This window comes from Bradyrhizobium sp. USDA 3397 (assembly GCF_054060965.1).
This window is the reverse complement of the sequence record NZ_JBSSDS010000001.1, coordinates 6,926,220-6,943,676: the sequence shown is the minus strand read 5'-3', so window position 1 is coordinate 6,943,676 and position 17,457 is coordinate 6,926,220. Positions and strand designations below refer to the sequence as shown.

The 17,457-nt window shown below is 62.9% G+C and carries 18 protein-coding genes; 4 read left to right on the top strand and 14 right to left on the bottom strand.

What is annotated here, in order from left to right; translation table 11 throughout:
* Nucleotides 1–257: 257 nt before the first annotated feature.
* A complete protein-coding gene (locus tag ACVWYQ_RS32120) occupies nucleotides 258–1,487 on the top strand; it encodes an nSTAND3 domain-containing NTPase (RefSeq protein ID WP_456726838.1) in 1,230 nt (409 codons plus the stop codon).
* Nucleotides 1,488–1,987: 500 nt separating this feature from the next.
* Here ACVWYQ_RS32120 and ACVWYQ_RS32115 read toward each other — a convergent pair whose 3' ends face one another.
* The 10 genes from ACVWYQ_RS32115 to ACVWYQ_RS32070 are packed head-to-tail and all read right to left on the bottom strand — an operon-like array spanning nucleotide 1,988 to nucleotide 11,143.
* On the bottom strand, nucleotides 1,988–3,316 hold the full coding sequence (locus ACVWYQ_RS32115) for an amidase family protein (RefSeq protein ID WP_456726837.1): 1,329 nt from the start codon (nucleotides 3,314–3,316) through the stop codon (nucleotides 1,988–1,990).
* A 21-nt stretch (nucleotides 3,317–3,337) separates the two neighbouring features.
* Nucleotides 3,338–4,021 (bottom strand): DUF2848 domain-containing protein, encoded by a 684-nt coding sequence (locus ACVWYQ_RS32110; RefSeq protein ID WP_404653540.1) that lies wholly within the window; start codon nucleotides 4,019–4,021, stop codon nucleotides 3,338–3,340.
* Entirely contained in the window at nucleotides 4,005–4,697 is a 693-nt protein-coding gene (locus ACVWYQ_RS32105; RefSeq protein ID WP_456726836.1) for an ABC transporter ATP-binding protein, read from the bottom strand. Before ACVWYQ_RS32105 ends, ACVWYQ_RS32110 begins: the two co-directional genes overlap by 17 nt.
* Nucleotides 4,697–5,443 (bottom strand): ABC transporter ATP-binding protein, encoded by a 747-nt coding sequence (locus ACVWYQ_RS32100; RefSeq protein WP_404543612.1) that lies wholly within the window; start codon nucleotides 5,441–5,443, stop codon nucleotides 4,697–4,699. Before ACVWYQ_RS32100 ends, ACVWYQ_RS32105 begins: the two co-directional genes overlap by 1 nt.
* Nucleotides 5,440–6,363 carry a branched-chain amino acid ABC transporter permease gene (locus ACVWYQ_RS32095; RefSeq protein ID WP_456726835.1) on the bottom strand — a complete coding sequence of 308 codons (924 nt, stop codon included), beginning with the start codon at nucleotides 6,361–6,363 and terminating at the stop codon, nucleotides 5,440–5,442. The genes ACVWYQ_RS32100 and ACVWYQ_RS32095 overlap by 4 nt, the downstream gene beginning before the upstream one ends.
* Nucleotides 6,363–7,262: a branched-chain amino acid ABC transporter permease gene (locus ACVWYQ_RS32090; RefSeq protein WP_404543615.1), complete on the bottom strand. Its 900-nt coding sequence runs from the start codon at nucleotides 7,260–7,262 to the stop codon at nucleotides 6,363–6,365. Before ACVWYQ_RS32090 ends, ACVWYQ_RS32095 begins: the two co-directional genes overlap by 1 nt.
* 33 nt (nucleotides 7,263–7,295) lie before the next feature.
* The gene (locus ACVWYQ_RS32085) at nucleotides 7,296–8,684 is read right to left on the bottom strand and encodes an ABC transporter substrate-binding protein (protein ID WP_404543617.1); all 1,389 of its coding nucleotides are present in this window, start codon (nucleotides 8,682–8,684) and stop codon (nucleotides 7,296–7,298) included.
* Between the two features lie 52 nt (nucleotides 8,685–8,736).
* Nucleotides 8,737–9,117 carry a cupin gene (locus tag ACVWYQ_RS32080; protein WP_404543619.1) on the bottom strand — a complete coding sequence of 127 codons (381 nt, stop codon included), beginning with the start codon at nucleotides 9,115–9,117 and terminating at the stop codon, nucleotides 8,737–8,739.
* Nucleotides 9,118–9,134: 17 nt separating this feature from the next.
* Complete coding sequence (locus tag ACVWYQ_RS32075) at nucleotides 9,135–10,604, bottom strand: 4-hydroxyphenylacetate 3-hydroxylase family protein (protein WP_404543621.1); 1,470 nt, start codon at nucleotides 10,602–10,604, stop codon at nucleotides 9,135–9,137.
* 20 nt (nucleotides 10,605–10,624) lie between these two features.
* On the bottom strand, nucleotides 10,625–11,143 hold the full coding sequence (locus ACVWYQ_RS32070) for a flavin reductase family protein (protein WP_404543623.1): 519 nt from the start codon (nucleotides 11,141–11,143) through the stop codon (nucleotides 10,625–10,627).
* Nucleotides 11,144–11,294: 151 nt separating this feature from the next.
* On the opposite strand from ACVWYQ_RS32070, the gene ACVWYQ_RS32065 reads away from it, so the two are divergent.
* Nucleotides 11,295–11,900 carry a MarR family winged helix-turn-helix transcriptional regulator gene (locus ACVWYQ_RS32065; protein WP_456726834.1) on the top strand — a complete coding sequence of 202 codons (606 nt, stop codon included), beginning with the start codon at nucleotides 11,295–11,297 and terminating at the stop codon, nucleotides 11,898–11,900.
* Between the two features lie 42 nt (nucleotides 11,901–11,942).
* Here ACVWYQ_RS32065 and ACVWYQ_RS32060 read toward each other — a convergent pair whose 3' ends face one another.
* The 4 genes from ACVWYQ_RS32060 to ACVWYQ_RS32045 all read right to left on the bottom strand — a co-directional run bounded on the left by ACVWYQ_RS32060 (nucleotide 11,943) and on the right by ACVWYQ_RS32045 (nucleotide 14,836).
* The gene (locus ACVWYQ_RS32060; protein ID WP_456726833.1) at nucleotides 11,943–12,095 is read right to left on the bottom strand and encodes a hypothetical protein; all 153 of its coding nucleotides are present in this window, start codon (nucleotides 12,093–12,095) and stop codon (nucleotides 11,943–11,945) included.
* A gap of 151 nt (nucleotides 12,096–12,246) precedes the next feature.
* Nucleotides 12,247–13,041, bottom strand: a complete 795-nt coding sequence (locus tag ACVWYQ_RS32055; protein ID WP_456726832.1) for an N-acyl homoserine lactonase family protein — start codon at nucleotides 13,039–13,041, stop codon at nucleotides 12,247–12,249.
* A gap of 27 nt (nucleotides 13,042–13,068) precedes the next feature.
* Nucleotides 13,069–13,455 carry a carboxymuconolactone decarboxylase family protein gene (locus ACVWYQ_RS32050; RefSeq protein ID WP_157285224.1) on the bottom strand — a complete coding sequence of 129 codons (387 nt, stop codon included), beginning with the start codon at nucleotides 13,453–13,455 and terminating at the stop codon, nucleotides 13,069–13,071.
* Nucleotides 13,456–13,483: 28 nt separating this feature from the next.
* Nucleotides 13,484–14,836: an MmgE/PrpD family protein gene (locus ACVWYQ_RS32045; protein WP_456726831.1), complete on the bottom strand. Its 1,353-nt coding sequence runs from the start codon at nucleotides 14,834–14,836 to the stop codon at nucleotides 13,484–13,486.
* Nucleotides 14,837–15,080: 244 nt separating this feature from the next.
* Between ACVWYQ_RS32045 and ACVWYQ_RS32040 the strand changes: the two genes are divergently transcribed.
* Nucleotides 15,081–15,974 carry an NAD(P)-dependent oxidoreductase gene (locus ACVWYQ_RS32040; protein ID WP_456726830.1) on the top strand — a complete coding sequence of 298 codons (894 nt, stop codon included), beginning with the start codon at nucleotides 15,081–15,083 and terminating at the stop codon, nucleotides 15,972–15,974.
* A 30-nt stretch (nucleotides 15,975–16,004) separates the two neighbouring features.
* Entirely contained in the window at nucleotides 16,005–17,399 is a 1,395-nt protein-coding gene (locus tag ACVWYQ_RS32035; protein ID WP_456726829.1) for an MmgE/PrpD family protein, read from the top strand.
* Nucleotides 17,400–17,457 lie beyond the last annotated feature (58 nt).

Below are 17,457 nucleotides of genomic sequence, written 5' to 3'. Positions count from 1 at the left end.
AATCGGGCGTTGGCCAAACGAAGGCGGTTTGGAGGGAGTTCTGGCAGTCCGATTTTGTTGCGTTCGAGCTGAGTGATCGAGAGAAACCATAGAATGCTGTTACCGGTACGATTGAACGAACGGCTATGTGCCCCTCGCCGGAGACAGTCGGCCCGGACACCGGACCGCACCGGTCTGTCTCAGTTGCAGTTTAAGGCTCTTGGGTTTTACATGTTTAACTATGCATTTCTGACATTTCTTAAACGGGCGGCCGGAACGTGAGTTACGATTTCTCTTCACTAACGCATCCCGATTTTGAAAGTCTGTGCCTCGATCTAGCAGGCGCGCACGCCGGCTTCCGATTTGAGGCATTTAGTCCGGGTCCGGACGGCGGCATCGATGGACGGCACGCCAAAGCCGATGAAATGATCATCCTGCAGGTCAAACACTATCGCGGTTCGCGATTCTCCGATTTAGCCCGCGCCATGCGGCACGAGCGAGCTTCGATCGAAGAACTGCAACCGACCCGCTATATTTTAGCGACTTCTCACGCTCTGACGCCGGATAACAAGACTGCTCTCGCCGAAATTATCGGGTCTTCGCTCCAATCTGAGAGCGATATCCTTGGCCCCGCCGAGCTGAATCGCATCCTTAGGGAGAACCCCGATATCGAGAAGGCGCACATCAAGCTTTGGCTTTCAAGCGCAGTTGTCCTTGACCAAATCGTCAACGCCGCGCTCAGCGGGTTCACCAACGCGACTAAGGACGAGATCGAGAGAAAGGTTAAGGTTTACGCTCAGAATCCAAGCTTTAAGGAAGCCTCAGATCTCCTCGAAAAGCGACACGTAATCATCGTGTCTGGGCCACCCGGCGTCGGAAAAACGACGCTCGCTGAAATGCTGGCTTACAAATATCTTGCTGAGAACTGGCAACTCGTAGCTGTTCGTGACCTAGACGACGGATTCGCAAAAATAGACGATACGAAGAAGACCGGTCTTCTTCTTCGACGACTTTCTGGGCCAAGTAAGGCTTGCGCTCATTTCCGATTTTCGGAGTGGCCGGTATCGCACTTTTCCGCAATCAAAGAACAGGCCGATCTTCTCGAGGCAAAACTCATTGAGGTGGTAGGATATGATCCGTCCAGCGATGCGCTTTCCCAAATGTGGGACCGGGTTGATCTTCACCTCGGCCCGGAGTTGTCTCCGCAGATGACAGAGGCGTTTCAATATGCCGTTCAGCGTCACCTCGATGAGGCGGAGTCGGTGGTTGATCAACTAGACTCAGAATCGGAACTCGAAGACCACCAAAAGGCGCTGGTGAAATTAGCGTCACGCGTTGGTGGGGACGCAGACCCTGCCCTTCAGCATGCGAAGGCTAGAATTCGCGCGCTAAATAGCGAAACTCCGGATGAGGCTCCGGAACCCGTTCCCGAGCCCAAGATGCGGGAGCCAGATAAATTTACAGACACGGAAATCCTCAGCCTGTTCTCAACCTTACGCCGTCACTGACCGCCCAGCATCGCTTATGTCAGCAGCCGGAGTTGGATGTTTGCCAAGGCCTGCTTCAGCTCTGCCTGCTCTTTCCAATAGGTCGCACGGTTATATCGGGCGGCTCTGACCAGAGATTATGTTCGCACGCCAAGAATAGATATCAAGCCGACCCGTCTGCATGCGTAGGCGAACCGCACCAGTTTCGCACCAGAAAGGATCTCACGGAGACGCTACAAACGCGATCGGACGCAGATGAAACCGCAGCAACATCAACGAAGCTGACCGATAGTCCACCGCTCATAACGGTCTGGTTGCAGGTTCGAGTCCTGCCGGGCCCACCAGAAAAAATCAGCGGATTGCCAGATTTCCGTTGTCGTTCGTCAGTCCACCGCACCAGAAACGTCTCGTTTCTGTCCCCATGGACATACATTGGCAATCGGCAAGCTACAGCTTCACAGGCGGCCTCGCCACAGCTTCTCCGCGTGATCGTGGATTTGGCGGCCTTTCGCGCGAAAGGGCTATGCAGCATGCAAATGTCCTCGCAGCAGCGCTTCTACACTGGCTGCGATCTCCAGCAACCGCCGGTCGGCATTCCTGCGGCCAATCAACATCAAACCCACGGGAAGACCTTCGAGCGGCAACGGCAGCGAAATCGACGGGCAGTCGAGCAGGTTGGCGACGCGCGGATTGCGCAGGACGAGGCCATTGAGCTCATGGAATGCCGCATGCTCCGCGACGGACGCAAGAAGCGGCGCTCGGATGGGCGTCGTCGGCAGGACGAACGCCTCGTTGTTGCCGAAGGACTGTTCGAAGAATCGGATCGCATCCTGCCGCAGCCGCACCATGCGCACATAGTCCGTGGCGAGAATGCCAGCGCCAGCCTCAATGCGGACGCGCGTTCGAGGATCGACCCCATCCAGCACCGAGAGCCCCAAACTGCGCAGCGTCGCGCCGACCTCGATCGACGGGAAGGTGCCGATCTTGTCGATCTGGGCGACGTCATCGAGCGCAGCCTCAATGGATCCATCCCCGATCTGCAAGCCGCCTGATCGAAGCCGCTCCATGGCGTTCTCGAACGCGGCGAGCACCTCGGGTTCGCATCGATCGAACAAGCGCCCGCGGGCAACGACAAGGCGGAACGTGCCGGAGGATGCTGGCCGCAGCCGCGACGGCGCGACTTCACCTGAAAGCACCTGATCGGCCGCGAAACAGTCCTCGACGTTCGCGGCGACCGGACCGATCGTGTCGAGACTCGACGACAGCGAGAACGCGCCGGCGGTCGGCACGAAACCGCTGGTCGGCTTGAATCCGACCGCACCCGACAGTGAGGCGGGGATTCGGATCGAACCGCCGGTATCGCTGCCGATGGCGATGTCCGCCATGCCGCCAATTGCGGACACGACAGCGCCCGCTGAGGAGCCTCCCGGAATGCGGGTGCGGTCCCGCGGATTGGCCGGCATCCCGTCGTGTGGGTTCGTACCCAACGCGGAGAAAGCGAACTCCGTCATCTGCGTCTTGCCGATGACGATGGCACCCGCAGCGCGCAACCGCTTGACGACCTCGGCATCTTCGACGGCCGGTGGCCGGCCGCGCAGGACAGCCGAGCCCGAGCTCGTGACGGTGCCGGCGACGTCGAACAGCGCTTTTATCGAAACGATGCGACCATCGAGCGGACCACGGAGCGCTCCGGCAGCGGCGCGACGATCCGCAGCTTCGGCCTCCCAGCGGGCGCTATCCGCAAACACGGCCGTGAAGACGTTGTTCGCTTCCGGCGAATGGATCCGCGCAAGTGCCGCCTCCAGCCGTGCGACGGCCGAAGGGTGCGATGGATCCTTTGTTGCTGTCATGACACGCGCCGGGCAGAAAGATCAGGAGACGACCGGCAGGACATCGATGTCGTAGCCATGGATCAGGGACCGGTTCAGGACCGGGTCCTTCAGCTCCATCTCAAAACGCGTCCCCGGCCGAATGCCGCCGATCGCGCCCGGCGTTCCGCAGAACATCAGCGTGCCGGCTGGTAGTATGTCCGTGCCGGCGTAGCGACGAATCAGATCGCGCGGCGTTCGGAGCGAGGAGACCGGGCTGTCCTGGTAGAGCACCCGTTCCCGGTCGATCGTCGCCCACGAGCGAAGGACCAGTTCATCCCAATGCCCCGCGACATCTGCATAAGACCAGAGCTGTGAGCCGACCGGCTTGCCGCACAGCTGCTTCGAAAGGGCGATGCCGGACGCTTCGGCCTTGCGGTCGGTATGGTCGGAGCCGATGCCGACCCAGAGCCCATCAGCCATGGCGACAACGACAGGCTCGACCTCGCCGGAACTGTCGGGCCCAAGGACGGTCAGGCGGCTGTCCTGGGTCAATGTTTGCGCAGCGACACGATAGTAGAGCGGTGTGGTGGAGGGACGCGGAATGCCGAGCGCGGCGAGCTCCTCGACATGATGTTCGATCGCCGCCGCATCCCTGCCCGCCCAGCCCGCGATGACAAGGGACCCGATCTCGACGGCAATGCGGTCGGTCCGGTCATTGGCGAGGCGTTCAAATTGCAGCAACATGGAATTCCCTATCCTTGATCGATGTGGTCAGGATTTCGCCGCGCTCGATCTGCAGCGTCCTGTCTGCGATCCGGTCGAGCAGCGCAGGCGACGATTCCGTAATCAGCATGGCGAGTTCCGGCCGATGCTTGCGCAATTCGTCAAGCGTCCGCGCATAGTCGAGTGCGAGGGCCGGCGCCAGACCTTGAAACGGCTCGTCGAGCAGCAGAACCTTGCGTGCTACCGTCAGTGCGCGCCCCAGCGCGACCATCTTGCCCTGCCCTCCGGACACGCCGCCGGCCGGCCGGAACCGCATCACATGCAATTCGGGCAACAGATGATAGATCTCGTCGAGCCTTCGCACGACCTCGGCACGGTCGAGCTTCAGCGCCAGGGCCGGGAGGCGGATGTTCTCCTCCACGCTCAGCTCCGGAATCAGACGGCGGTCCTCCGGCGCATAGCCAATCCCGGCGCGGGCGCGGGTGTGGGCAGGCCTGTTGCCGAGATCTTCGGCATCGAGCCGAACAGAGCCTTCGTCCATCGCGATGAGGCCCATGATTGCGCGCAGGGTCGTGGTTTTGCCGGCGCCGTTGCGCCCGATCAACACCGTCGACTTGCGCGCGATGATTTCGCAACTCACGGCGCGCAGCACGCGGACGCCCTCGATCGAGACGCTGACCTTGTCGAGCCTCAGCATCAGGCCACCCCTACGACTCGTTGGCGCACTTGCGCGTTGCTGAACACCTCGTCGGGCCGTCCCTCGGCCATGATGTTGCCGGCGTTCCACACCAGGACTCGGCTCGCGTAACGCGCGACCACGTCCATGTCGTGCTCCACGAACAACGCCGTGATGCGGCGCTGGCGCAGCGCCGCCATCAGTGCCTCCATCAGCGGGAAGCGTTCGAGGGCGCTCACCCCGCTGGTCGGCTCGTCGAGCAGCAGCAACCGAGGCTTCAGGGCCAGCGCAACCGCGATATCCAGCAGCTTGCGATGCCCTTCGGGAAGCGTGCTGCTGACCCGGTCGGCATCGTCGGCGAGCCCGACGAGGTCGAGCAAGGCCCTCGCCTCCTGGCGCCGGCTCGCGGTTTCGAGCGGCTGCACCGCGCTCCACAGACCATCGGTTGCCGCCAGCGCCAGCATCATGTTGTCGATCACACGCTGTGCGGAGAAGAGTTGCGGGATCTGGAATGAGCGGGCGACACCACGGCGCGCGATGGCGCGCGGCGACAGATGGGTGATGTCGTCGCCGTCGAGCAGCACGCTGCCCGACCTCGGGCGGATGTAGCCCGTGCAGATGTTGAGCAGCGTCGTCTTGCCAGACCCGTTCGGACCGATGATCGCGAGGAACTCGCCGTCATGGATCGCGATGCTGACATCGTCGGCGGCCTTGACGCCGTTGAATGCGACGTGGAGGCCTTTTGCTTCCAGGATGGGAGGCGTCATAGGCTCGTCGCCTCCTTGCGCGCGAACAATCCATAGACCCCTTGCGGCATGAACATGATCACGATGATCAGTGTCATGCCCACGATCAAATTCCAGGAATCGGTAACAGTGACCGCGGCGCTGTGCAGCAGTTCCAGGAACAGGGCACCGATGAACGCGCCCGGCACGCCACCGATGCCGCCGAGCACGGCGATCAGCACGAGGTGGCCGGATGCGGTCCAGAACGCGAAATCCGGGACCACGCGACCGATCGCAAAGCTGGCGATCGCACCGCCAAGCCCGGCGAGCGCCGCCGAGACGACATAGGCGATCAGCAGGATCGCCCAGACCGGGATGCCGAGATATTCGAGCCGGATCTCGTTGGTATGGACGGCCGAGAGCGCGTGACCGAGCGGGCTGTTCAGGTAGCGCTGCACGGCCAGGCCGACGAGCACCATCAGCCCGAGACTGAGATAGAACAGCACGCTCTTGAAGGCCGGCTCGCCAAGCACGACGCCGAAAGCGGCCGGAACCGGCACCGGCATGCCGTCGGTCCCGCCGGTGACACCATAGAGCTTGGCGCAGAGCGCGTAGAACACCATGGAGACCGCAAGATTCAACATCGCGAAGAAGATCGCGCGATAGCGGACGAGAAACGATCCGGCGATGGCGCCGATGAGCGCCCCGCCCAGCACCGAGAGGATCAGCAGCAGCCCAAGATCGTTGACCCCGGCACGCGCCAGGAACGCGACTGCATAGGCACTCGCGGCAAAGAACATCGCATGGCCGATCGAGATCAGCCCGGCGCGGAGCAGCACGGCGACACCGAGCGCCGCAAAGCCCTTGGCGATCGCAAGCGTCAGGACGAATTGAAGCCAGGGCGCGGCCACGGGCAAAAGCGCAATGACGACGACCGCCGCAGCGGCAATGATCGTTGGCATCATATCCTCCGCGCCGTCACTGATCCGAACAGGCCATAGGGGCGGATCAGAAGAACGACAAGCATGGCCGCATAGGGCGCGACAGCATCCAGCGACGGCACCAGATAGATCGCGAGCACGCGCGCCAGCCCGACGATCAGCGAAGCCAAGGCGGCTCCCTCGATCTGCCCGAGACCGCCAATCGCAGCGACCGCAAAGGCGAGCACCATGGTGTCGGCGCCGAGACCTGGCGCGATCCCTGACGTCGGCGTTGCCAGCGCGCCGCCCAATGCGGCGAGGAATACGCCAAGCGAAAACGCCAGGATGAAGATCCGGTTGGTGTCGATGCCGATCGACTGCGCCATCTCGCGGTCGGTGACGACAGCCGTGATCAGACGCCCCAGCCGGGTGTGATTGATCAGGAGCCGCAGGCCGATGACGACGAGGAGCGCCATGGCGATCAGGAGGATCTGGTAGTTGAGATAGACGACGCCACCGATGCTTGTGGTGCCGAGCAATCGCATCGGCGCGTCCTCATAGAAGGACTGGACGCCGAAGATCACGCGCTGAAGGTCCTCCAGGATGAGGAACAGTCCGAACGTGATCAGGATCTGCACGGCTTCCGATTTGCCATAGGTCCAGCGAACCAAGCCGCGTTCGATCAGCGGACCGAATATCGCCGCCACGCACACAGCGCTGAACAGGAGCGCCAGGAACGACAAATACGGGTTGAGCTGCCGGCTCGCGATGAACAGGCAGATCGAGGCCGCGACATAGCCACCAATCGAATACAGGCTGCCATGGGCGACGTTGAGGACGCGCAGCACGCTGAACACCAGCGTCAGGCCGACCGCCGCGAAGAAGATCAACGCGGCGTTCGCCAGACTGTCCAGCAGCAGGGGGATTATTGCATTCAACATCGGCCTACGCCCTCACGTGAACATCATCCCGGTCTATTTGTAACTGCCGGGCTTCGGCAGGCTCTTTGCGAATTCGGGCTTGAGCGTCGCAATCCAGGCGAGCGGATCCTGGCCGGCCTGCGGCATCAGGCTGTCGCCCTTGTAGCGGGCCATGTCGCCGATGACGGGAAACTGCTGCGCCGGGGTCTTGGCTGTGACGCCGACGATCTGGTCGACGAGGCCGTCATTGTCGGCGCGCGTCTGCGCCATGCCGGTCAAGGTCTCGACCTTGCTGCCCTTCATGGCGGCGGCGAGCTCGGCACGCGTCGGCCATTTGCCGCCGTTCTTCTGCATCGCCGCATCGTAGGCTCCCTTCACGTAGATCAGCGCGTTGGCCATCTTGATCGACGGGAACACCGGATACTCGCCGAAGCGCGCCTTGTAGGCCTCGGCAAACTTCACCGTCTCCGGCTTCTTCTTGGCGTCCGGCGACATCCACCAGCCATCACCGAGAACACCGACGATCACGCCGTCCGGCAACGGCACGCGTTGCAGCACGGTCTCGCCGAGCGCCAGGATGACCTGACTGGAGGTGAAGATTCCACGCGGCGCGGCCTGGCGAACGAAGTTCTCGAGGTCGGCCCCCCAAAGATTTGAGAAGACCACGTCCGGGCGCGCCGTCGCAAGGCGCGAGATTTCGGTCTGGTAGTTCGGCGAGCCGAGTTTCGGATAGAGCTCGGCGACGATCTCGACGTCAGGCTTCAGGGCCTTCAACGCCGCGGTGAAGATCTTTGCCGCATCATGGCCGAACGCGTAGTCCGGGTTGATGATCGCCACCGTCTTCACGTCGGGCTTGCGGTCCAGCAGGTAGATCGCGTAGGCGATGAATTCGGGCACGGTATTGCCGTTGGGCCGGAACAGAAATTTGCTCTTGCCGTCCATCAGCAGCTGATGGGTATCGCAGTTCCAGCCGACAGTGGGGACCTCGAGCTGTTCGGCGAGCGGCGCCAGCGCCAGGCAGTTCGCGCTCGACAGGGCGGCGACCATGACCTGGTTCTTCGCGTCTCCGGCGAGCCGCCGATACTCTGCGATCACGCCTTGCGCGCCCTGCGCCTCGTCGACGTAGGTCGCACTGACCGGCACGCCACCGATGCCGCCCTTTGCATTGATCTCATCGATCATGAGGTCGGCCGCGTTCTTGCCCGGCATGCCGTAGGCTGCGGCAGGACCCGATGTGAACGTGAAAATACCCAGCCCCAACGCGCCCGGCTTCTCCTGCGCAGCGGCCGGCGTGGCGGCGACGACACCGAGCGCGAGCGCCCCGGCAAGTCCGTCCACCACCCATCGGACCTTGCCTTGGGGCACACCGCGATCCAGCCTGAAGAGCCGTTCAAGTGACGACAGGCAACGCGCAACTACGATAGAGATACCTTTGGACGTCATGACTTCTCTTCCCCCTGTGCTGGTCGAATGATGTTCGCGGCAGCGATCCGGATCACACCGGATCGAAATAGTGCATCTCGAGAAGCAGACAGCCGTTCACGGACTTGAACGGGCCATGCGGCGCGTGCGGTGGGCGGCAGGCATAGGTGTTCGGCGGGAAGCTCTTGCCGCCCTCGCCGTCCGCATCGTTACCGACGATCAAATCACCCGAAACCAGATAAACCTCCTCCCAATATTCGTGGGAGAACGGCGCCGTGGTGTAGACCCCTGGCGCGAAGCGCAGCAGCCGCGTCCGTGTCCCGCGCCGGTTCTCCTCGTCCAATCCGCCCGCGATGATCTTCTGCTGGATGCCGGCCGGATAGCCTGCCGGCACTTCCCAGCCGGTGGTCATGTCGAGCGTGTGAAATTCGTCGTGCTTCTTGTTGACGGGCATGCATTGTCTCCTTCGGATCAGGCGGCTTTGCTGGCCGCCGAGACGCCGTTGAGGTCGTAGGAATCGAGCATGGACTGCACCAGACGGTCGGCGCCGGCCCAGTCGTAGGTGCGATAGGAATGCCCCTTGGTGACGAAGGTCGCGCCGGCGTAAAACATCTCGTATTGCTGATGGCGCGAGCCGAACTCCGAGCCGACAGCATCCCAAGCGAGCTTGTAGAATTTCACCCGGTCATGCGAATTGGCCTTGGGCGACTGCTGGGTCTTGCCGATCAGGGCCGCGATCTCGGGATTGTCGAAGTCCGCGACCGACGAAGGCAGCATGATCATGCCGCCGCCGGCGAGCTCGCGAAGCGTATTGATGACGTGCGCGTAGAGCTGCTGTGTCAGCACCTGCGCGGAGTAGAGGGTGTGCCGGTCCGGGATGAAATAGGGACCGACCTGCGTGCCCTTGGCTTCCATCGCGGCCACCAGCGCGTCGACCATGCCGGTCTCGGCCGCGAGCTGGCCGAGCATTTCGCGCACCTGCGGGAACTGGGTGACGCCGTTCATGTCGGCGGTCCGATGCCCAAGGCCGGTCAGGAATTTGAGCTTGACGCTCAAGCGCACCATCGCCTGGTAGTTCTGATAGACGTGGCACGGCGTGCCGTGAAACTGCTTCTGGCACATTTCGACGTTGCCTTCGATGAAGACGCGGTCCCACGGCACTTTCACGTCGTCGAAGTAGAGAACCGCGTCGTTCTCGTCGAAGCGGCTGGACAAGGGATTGTCGAACACTGCGCCAGCGGCATCCTCGTAGGACTTGCGCGACAGCATCTTGAGGCCCTTCGTGTTCATCGGAATCGCGAAGGACATCGCATAACGCTCCTCGCCCGGACGCATCGGCTGGATGGTGGTGACGAAGACCTCATCGGCGACCACGCCGCCGGTGGCGAGCATCTTGGCGCCGCGGATGGTGATGCCTTCCGCGTCGCGGTCGACGACTCCCGCGGTGAGGAACGGATCCGCCTGTTCGGCTGCGCCTTTCGAGCGGTCCGCCTGGGGATTGATGATGACGTAGGTGAGATAGAGATCCTTGTCGCGGACGTAGCGATAGTAGCTCTCGAGCGCGCCGGCGCGGGCAGGATCATACGCCTTGAAGACGTCGAGCCCCATGTAGAGCCCGGAAATGCACGACGCCACGTGGTCCGGCGCGCGGCCCATGAAGCCGGCATGCAGCGAGGCCCACGCCTCGAGCGCCTTTCGCCGCATCACGAGCTCGGCATAGGAGGTCGGAAGTTGCCAGATGCGGTTGGCGCGACCTGCGCCCGTGTCGAAGGTCATCAGCTCCGTGTTCTCAGACGCGCTCGCGAAGTCGAACATGCCCGCCATGGAGCTGGCGAGGTTGCGGAAGGCATGGTGCGTCGTGACATCGCCGACCGAGGCGCCGTTGATGTAGATGGTCCGGCCGTCCTTCAGGCCTGACAAATATTCCTTTGCGCTACGCATCGCAGGTCTCCGGTTCAAAGCTAGTAGTGGATGGGAAGCGGCCAGGTCGGCTCGCGCTCGGTCTCATCGACGAGATCGCGGTATCGGCCGCGAAAGAAGATCAGGGGAGCAGCGGCCTCGGCGCGGCTCGCGTGCCTGATGACGCGGACGACAAAGATGACGTGATCGCCGCCCTCGTAAATCGCATAGGGCGTGCATTCAAAATGCGCCATCGCGCCCGAGATCAGCGGCGCCTCGGCATGGCCGACCGACGTTCTCACCTGGTCCCATTTGTCGGAGAGAGCGCGCGCGAACTGATTGGAGATCTGCTCCTGATCGCGCGCGAGAATGTTGACGGCGAAGCCCTTGGCTTCGAGCATTGCCGGCAGGCTGCGCGCCTTGCGGTCGACACTGAAGAGAACGAGCGGCGGATCGAGCGAAACGGAGTTGAACGAGCTCATGGTCATACCGATGAGCTCTTCCCCCTTGCCGCGCGCCGTCACCACCGCAACGCCGGTGGCGAATTCGCCCAGGGCACGCCTGAATGCACGGTCCTCCATCGGACTCCGCCTCGCTTCCCACTGCGAATTATAATTCTCAAGTAGCTTTTTTGCAAAGCTATCTGGAAATGTCAAGCCTACTTGCTGGGCGGGCGCATGCGTGCTTCTTAAGCAAGCCGCAACGCCATGATTTGGTGAGGAGATTGACCGCGTGACCGATGCGCTTTTGACGGCGTCTAAACCTGAGCTGCTCGACAAGGAGGGAGACCGCACGCTTCGCGGCCTGCTCTACGACTATTTCGCGTTCGGACGCAGCCTCGAAGCCTGCCGTGAAATATTCGCGGGCTTTGTCGACCTGTCGCCTACCCAGTATCTGATCTTGATCGCGATCAAGAATTCGACTGCGGAAGAACCGATGGGCGTGAACCAGGTCGCCGAACGGCTGTACCTGAGCGGCGCCTTCGTCACCAACGAGATCAACAAACTGGTGTCCGATGGCTTCCTCGAGAAAACCCCCCATCCCGAGGACGGACGTCGGGTGCAACTTGCTCTCACCCAGCGTGGAATGAGCTTGTTGATCCGCCTTGCCGCCTTGCAGCGACCGGTCAACGACGCACTGTTTGGAATGCTGACGCGTGAGGAATTCAAAATGCTGGGCCAGCTGCTGTCCCGGCTCGCATCAAACGCTGATAGCGCGTTGAAGCTGGCCGTACATATGCAGGCTACGCTCAAGTCGCAGGAGGAACAGCCGGCCTCCACAGCGCCTCCGCCGGAGTCCCGCAAGAAGCGGCGCGCAACGCGCAGCAGCGGTCGATAGCGGCAATCGGAAGTTGGCGTTTTGACCAGCCCTCGGCTCAATCTACGAGACCACGAAGTGCGCCGGGATCATCAAGAAGATCGGCATCGAGCCGATGTAGCGATGCTTGGCGAAGGCCTTTCGTTCCAATCCGCTTGGCGCCTCCAACCTGACCGCATCATGATCTAGATGCTGCGCGGTTGCGTTCCTCTGCATGCCGGCCTCGCAATACGCGACCGGCACCGTCGTCGCCATCGATGGCGGCTTTCTTGCAGGATAGTCAGCCGTCTCCGATCGGCCGCAGATCGTGCCAGAGTTGAAGATGCGGAAGCTCGACAAGGATGCGGTGCGTGGTCCTCTCGCCGCCCTAGGAGTGAGCAGGCCCGGACGGCGCCACATCCAAGCGGACCGCGATCCCGTTCAGATCCGGAGTCGGCGCTGGATAATGCATCATGACGAGCGGATCGTGACCTGGAACGATGTGGTCCGCATCCGGCGCTGCGGCGCGCAGTTTGTCGAACCCCACCAGCATGTCGCCGACATGAAACGCCGTCGTAAAGGGACGCTCGCTGGTCAGGTTTTCGTAGAAATGACTGACGTCGGAAGCGAGCACGACCGGACCGCGGCGCGTGTTGGCCCGGACGAATTGAAGCCCGGCGGAATGTCCCCCCGCCGCATGGACCGTCAGCCCCGGAGCGATCTCAGCATCGCCATCGTAGAACAGGACGCGGCGCGCATAGTTCAGCCGCACGATGCCGCAGACATCCTCGACCTCGAAGGAATGCGACAGCCTCGGATATTGCATGTAGCGGCCGGTGGCGTAGGCAAGCTCGCGCTCCTGGAGATGAAATCGCGCGTTCGGAAAGCGGTCGAAATTGCCGGCATGGTCGTAGTGCAGATGCGTGAGGATCACATCCCTGACGTCGGCTGCGTCGATGTCGAAGGCGCGACAGCGCAGGAACGCCCGCTTGCGCTGCTTCGCGATCGCGGCGTTGAAGCCGGTGTCAATGACGAAGACGCGTCCGCCACCCCTCGCCAGCCACATGAAATAATCCATCGGCATCGGCCCGTCGTGCGGGTCACCGCCGATGAAGTGCTCGCTCCGCCGCGCATCCCGCGTCGCGTAGCGGATGGCAAAGAGCTCGTATTCCGGCTCGCTCATGACTTCCACCAACCAAATGGGGCGCGTTCAGGACTCCGCGTCAACTTCCTTAAAAGCCTCGCGTGCGTTGCGGAAAGCGTCGATGCCGGCGGGCACGCCGCAATAGACAGCGACCTGGAGCAGGATCTCCTTGATCTCCTCCTTCGTTAGCCCGTTCTTCAACGCGCCCTTTACGTGCAGCTTCAGCTCGTGCGGCCGGTTCAGCGCGCCGAGCATCGCCAAATTGACGATCGAGCGCGTGCGACGGTCGACGCCGGGCCGCGTCCACAGCGCGCCCCAGCAGAATTCGGTGGACCATTCCGCCATCGTGCGCGTGAACTCGTCGGCACCGGCGATCGATTTGTTGACGTAGTCCTCGCCGAGCACCTCCTTGCGGACTTTGAGGCCTTTTTCGAACAGTTCGGTCTTGGTCATGATCGTCCCTTTCAGGTCTTGCGAGAGTCTAGTTGGAAGTTGTTCGGCGCATCGCCGAGGGCGGCCGCAACGATCGCAGCAGTTCGGCGACGTCAGCCACCGCATCGAGACGCCAGACGGCATCGATGACACCGTCCGCGTCCCAATTGCTCTGGCCCGTTCGCACGCTTTCGCGCAGCTTGGCCTCGAGATCGCGATCTCCAAGCGGCGCTGCCCGGCTGCCGCGCGGCGAGATGACGGTCTCGGTGAAAACCTCGCCGGACGACAGGCGCACGGTCACGCGTGCCGCACCATCCGGCATCCCGTCATCCCACTCCGCTGTCACCTTCTGTCGCAGCTGCACAATATCGGGCCGGATGACCGTCTCGCGTGCAAACTCGGCGACGCCGGCTCTGCTGAGCAGCAATCCGCACGCCACGCAATGATGGATGCTGACGCGCGCATCGCGCTCGTTGTTGACGGGGCGGTCGCCGCGCGAAAGCAGCAGCGTCGAGCCTTGAACGGTCACGGTGTCAATCTGGTCGAATCGCCGACCGATCAGCTCTCGCAACTGAAGGCAGGCATCAATGACCGCATGAAAAACGATGCCGGCGGGATAGGGCTTGTAGGTGTTCCTGGCGATCTCCCAGGTCTTGCCGAGACCATCAAGCAAGCGGGCAATATCCAGCTCGTCACCCATCGTGCGTGCCCAACCGAGCGGGCCTTCAATGGCCTGGGGGGCCGCCTCATAACCCTGCTCTGCAAGCAGCGCCGCAAACAAACCGTTGCGCGCCGCGTTACCGACGCTGACATTCTTCGCGGCACTGGGCAGATTCTCGACATTGCCTGCCGACTGGCTCGCCGCGAGCCCGATGGCATTCGCAATGCCCTCCGCCGGCAGGCCCAATAGTTTGGCGCAAGCCGCCGCGGCGCCAAAGATCCCGCATGTCGAAGTGATGTGCCAGCCGCGCGCATAATGGCGCGGCGAAACGGCGGCGCCGATGCGGCATTCGACGTCCACACCGAGGATGAACGCCGTCAACAACTCGCGTCCAGACAGTTTATGCGTCTCCGCGAGTGCGAGGACTGGAGCTGCGACCGGTGCCGCCGGATGAATGATCGTCTCGGGATGGGTGTCATCGAAATCGAGCAGATTGGCCGAGATGGCGTTGAGAAACGATGCGCACATCGCGTCCATCGGCTGCGAATGACCGATGACCGTCGCGGTCGCGGCGCCGCTGAACGGCGACAGGGTTCGCATCGCCGCCATCACCACCGGATCGCGTGCGGAGCCGAGTGCCGTGGCGAAGAAATTCAGAATCGAGCGTCGCGCCTCGCCGCTCTGCGCCTCCACGTCCGCCCACGACGTCGCCGCGACGAAATCGGCGAGCGTCCTGCTCACGCTGGGAATTGGGTCTTGCGGCACGCGGGGCGTCTTCCTCGTTTTTCGGACCTTATGCCGATCCGCGGCAAACTGTCGACCCCAAATGTTATGCTTGACAGCTTGTCTGACAATCATAACAATCCGAACGCTCGCGCGGGGTCCCGCCGCCACAATGACGGCGGCCGTCCGGAACGGCCGGCGAACAGACAACGACAAGATCAAGACGGCGCACCCTGCTGGGGCGCGCTACAGGGAGTGAACTATGGCGGTAGAGACGCTCGGTGTGATCGGAACGGGCCGCATGGGCGGCCCCATGGCGGGGCGGTTGATGGACGCGGGCTATTCGCTCGTCGTCTACGACACGCAGACCGACGCGACGCAGCCGCTGGTCAAGCGCGGCGCCTTGGTCGGCAAGTCGCCCGCCGACGTCGCCTCGCGCGCCGACATCGTGCTCGCCAGTCTGCCGACGCCCGACATCGTCAAGGCCGTCACTCTCGGCGAGGACGGCATCAGCAGCGGCAGCCGCGCCAAGATCGTCGTTGATCTCTCGACCTCTGGTCCCGGCGCGGCGAAGCTCGTTGCGGAAGGGCTGAAAGCCAAAGGCATGACGCTGGTCGATGCGCCCGTCAGCGGCGGCATCAAGGGCGCCGTGAACGGCACGCTCGCAGTTATGGTGTCGTGCCCGCAAGCGACTTACGACATCGTGCAGCCGATCCTGAAGAATTTCGGCAAGCTGTTCTACACCGGCGACAAGCCCGGAGTGGCGCAGACCGCCAAGCTCGCCAACAATCTGATGGCGGCGGCGGCGCTGGTGATCACGTCGGAAGCGGTCGCCATGGGCGTCAAGGGCGGCGTCAACGCCAAGGTGCTGATCGATATCATCAACGCCAGCAGCGGCCGCAACAGCGCCTCCGAAGACAAATTTCCACGTTCGGTGCTGCCGGGCACGTTCGATTTCGGATTCACCACCGGCCTTTCCTACAAGGACGTCCGTCTCTGCGTGGACGAGGCCGAGGCCATGGGCGTGCCGATGGTCTGCGGCGCAGTGGTACGGCAGATGCTGGCGATCACCAACGCCAAATACGGCCCGTCATCCGATTTCACCTCGATCGCCAAGGTGCTCGAGGAGTGGGCCGGGGTCGAGATGCGCGGCTGAGCGCAAGAGCCTTTGGGAGAAACACTTGCGATGACGAACGGCCCGACCGGATCAGGCAAGGTATCGCTCGCGCGCCAGATGGCGCGGAGCGCACTTGCCGTTGATCTCGGAGATTTCGGGCCTGAAGTGGTCGCCAAGGCCAAGCTCTGCCTGCTCGACTTCCTGTCCTGCGCCTTCGAGGCCGGCCATCATCCCTGGAGTCGTCAGGCAATCGCGATCGCACAAGGTGGCGGCAGCGCAACCATCGTCGGAATGTCGCGACTCTCCTCGCCGGCCGATGCCGCCTTCGCCAATGCCGTGATGGGGCACGGGCTCGTGCGGGAAGACATGCATGCCGCCAGCATTGCGCACCACGGCGTGGTGATCTGGCCGACATTGCTCGCGCTGTCCGAACAGTCGGAGCTGCACGGCTCAAGGCTGCTTGCAGCCGCGATAATCGGCTATGAGACCGGCGCGCGGATCGGCCGCGCGTTGCTGACCTCCGATCTCGCCCGGCTCTATCGTCCGACCGGCCTCGTGGCCCCGCTGGGCGCGGCGCTCGCCGGAAGTTTCGCGCTCAACCTGTCCGAAGACGCAGCGACCAGCGCCATCGCGATCGCAGCCAACACGTCCAGCGGTCTCAACGAGTGGCCGCATGCAGGCGGCTCCGATATGTATTTTCATCCGGGCTTCGCCGCCAGCAATGCGATCAAGGCAATCGGCCTCGCCGCAGCCGGCGCTTTCGGCTCCGAAACGATCCTCGAAGGCGAAGCGGGCCTGTTCGCCGCCTATCGTCGCCAGGCCGCGCCCGACAGCATCGCGCTGTTCCCGAATGGCGAATGCGAGATCATGGCGGTCTACAACAAGCCGGTGCCGGCCTGCAATTTCGCGCAGACCGCCGCGCAAGCAGCCCTTCGCGTCTCGCACGAACTCACCGGCCCCGAGGAGATCGACCGCGTCGTCATTCGCGCTCCCGATGCCGCCGTGCGCTATCCTGGGTGCGCCTCCACCGGCCCGTATCGGAACGCGCTCCAGGCCAAAATGAGCATTCCCTTCAGCGTCGCGGCCACGCTCGTGAGGGGCGAGATCGAGGAAGGCAACTACGCCGAACTCGATGATGTCGATATCATCCGCCTGGTTGCGATCACGAAGCTTGAGCCGGATGTCGGCTTCACCACCGCGTTCCCCGACAAGCAGGGCGCGGATGTGAGCGTGCATCTGCAGAGCGGCCGGACGATCCGGCACGCGCTACCCGACGTCATCGCCGCGACGCCTTCAGATATTCGCACGCGCTTTCGCACGGCCGCTCAGGGAGTCCTCGGTGAGGACCGCACGTGCCAGTTGGAGCAACTCATCGAGAACTGCGAACGGCTCGGCAATGCCGGCGATATCGCAGCACTATGCCGCCTGGACACGGCGGAACGGGTTTTACGATCGGCATCATAAGAAGTGCCGGAGAGTACGGGGGAAACATGGTCGACTTCGAGACCCGCTTAGGTTCGTC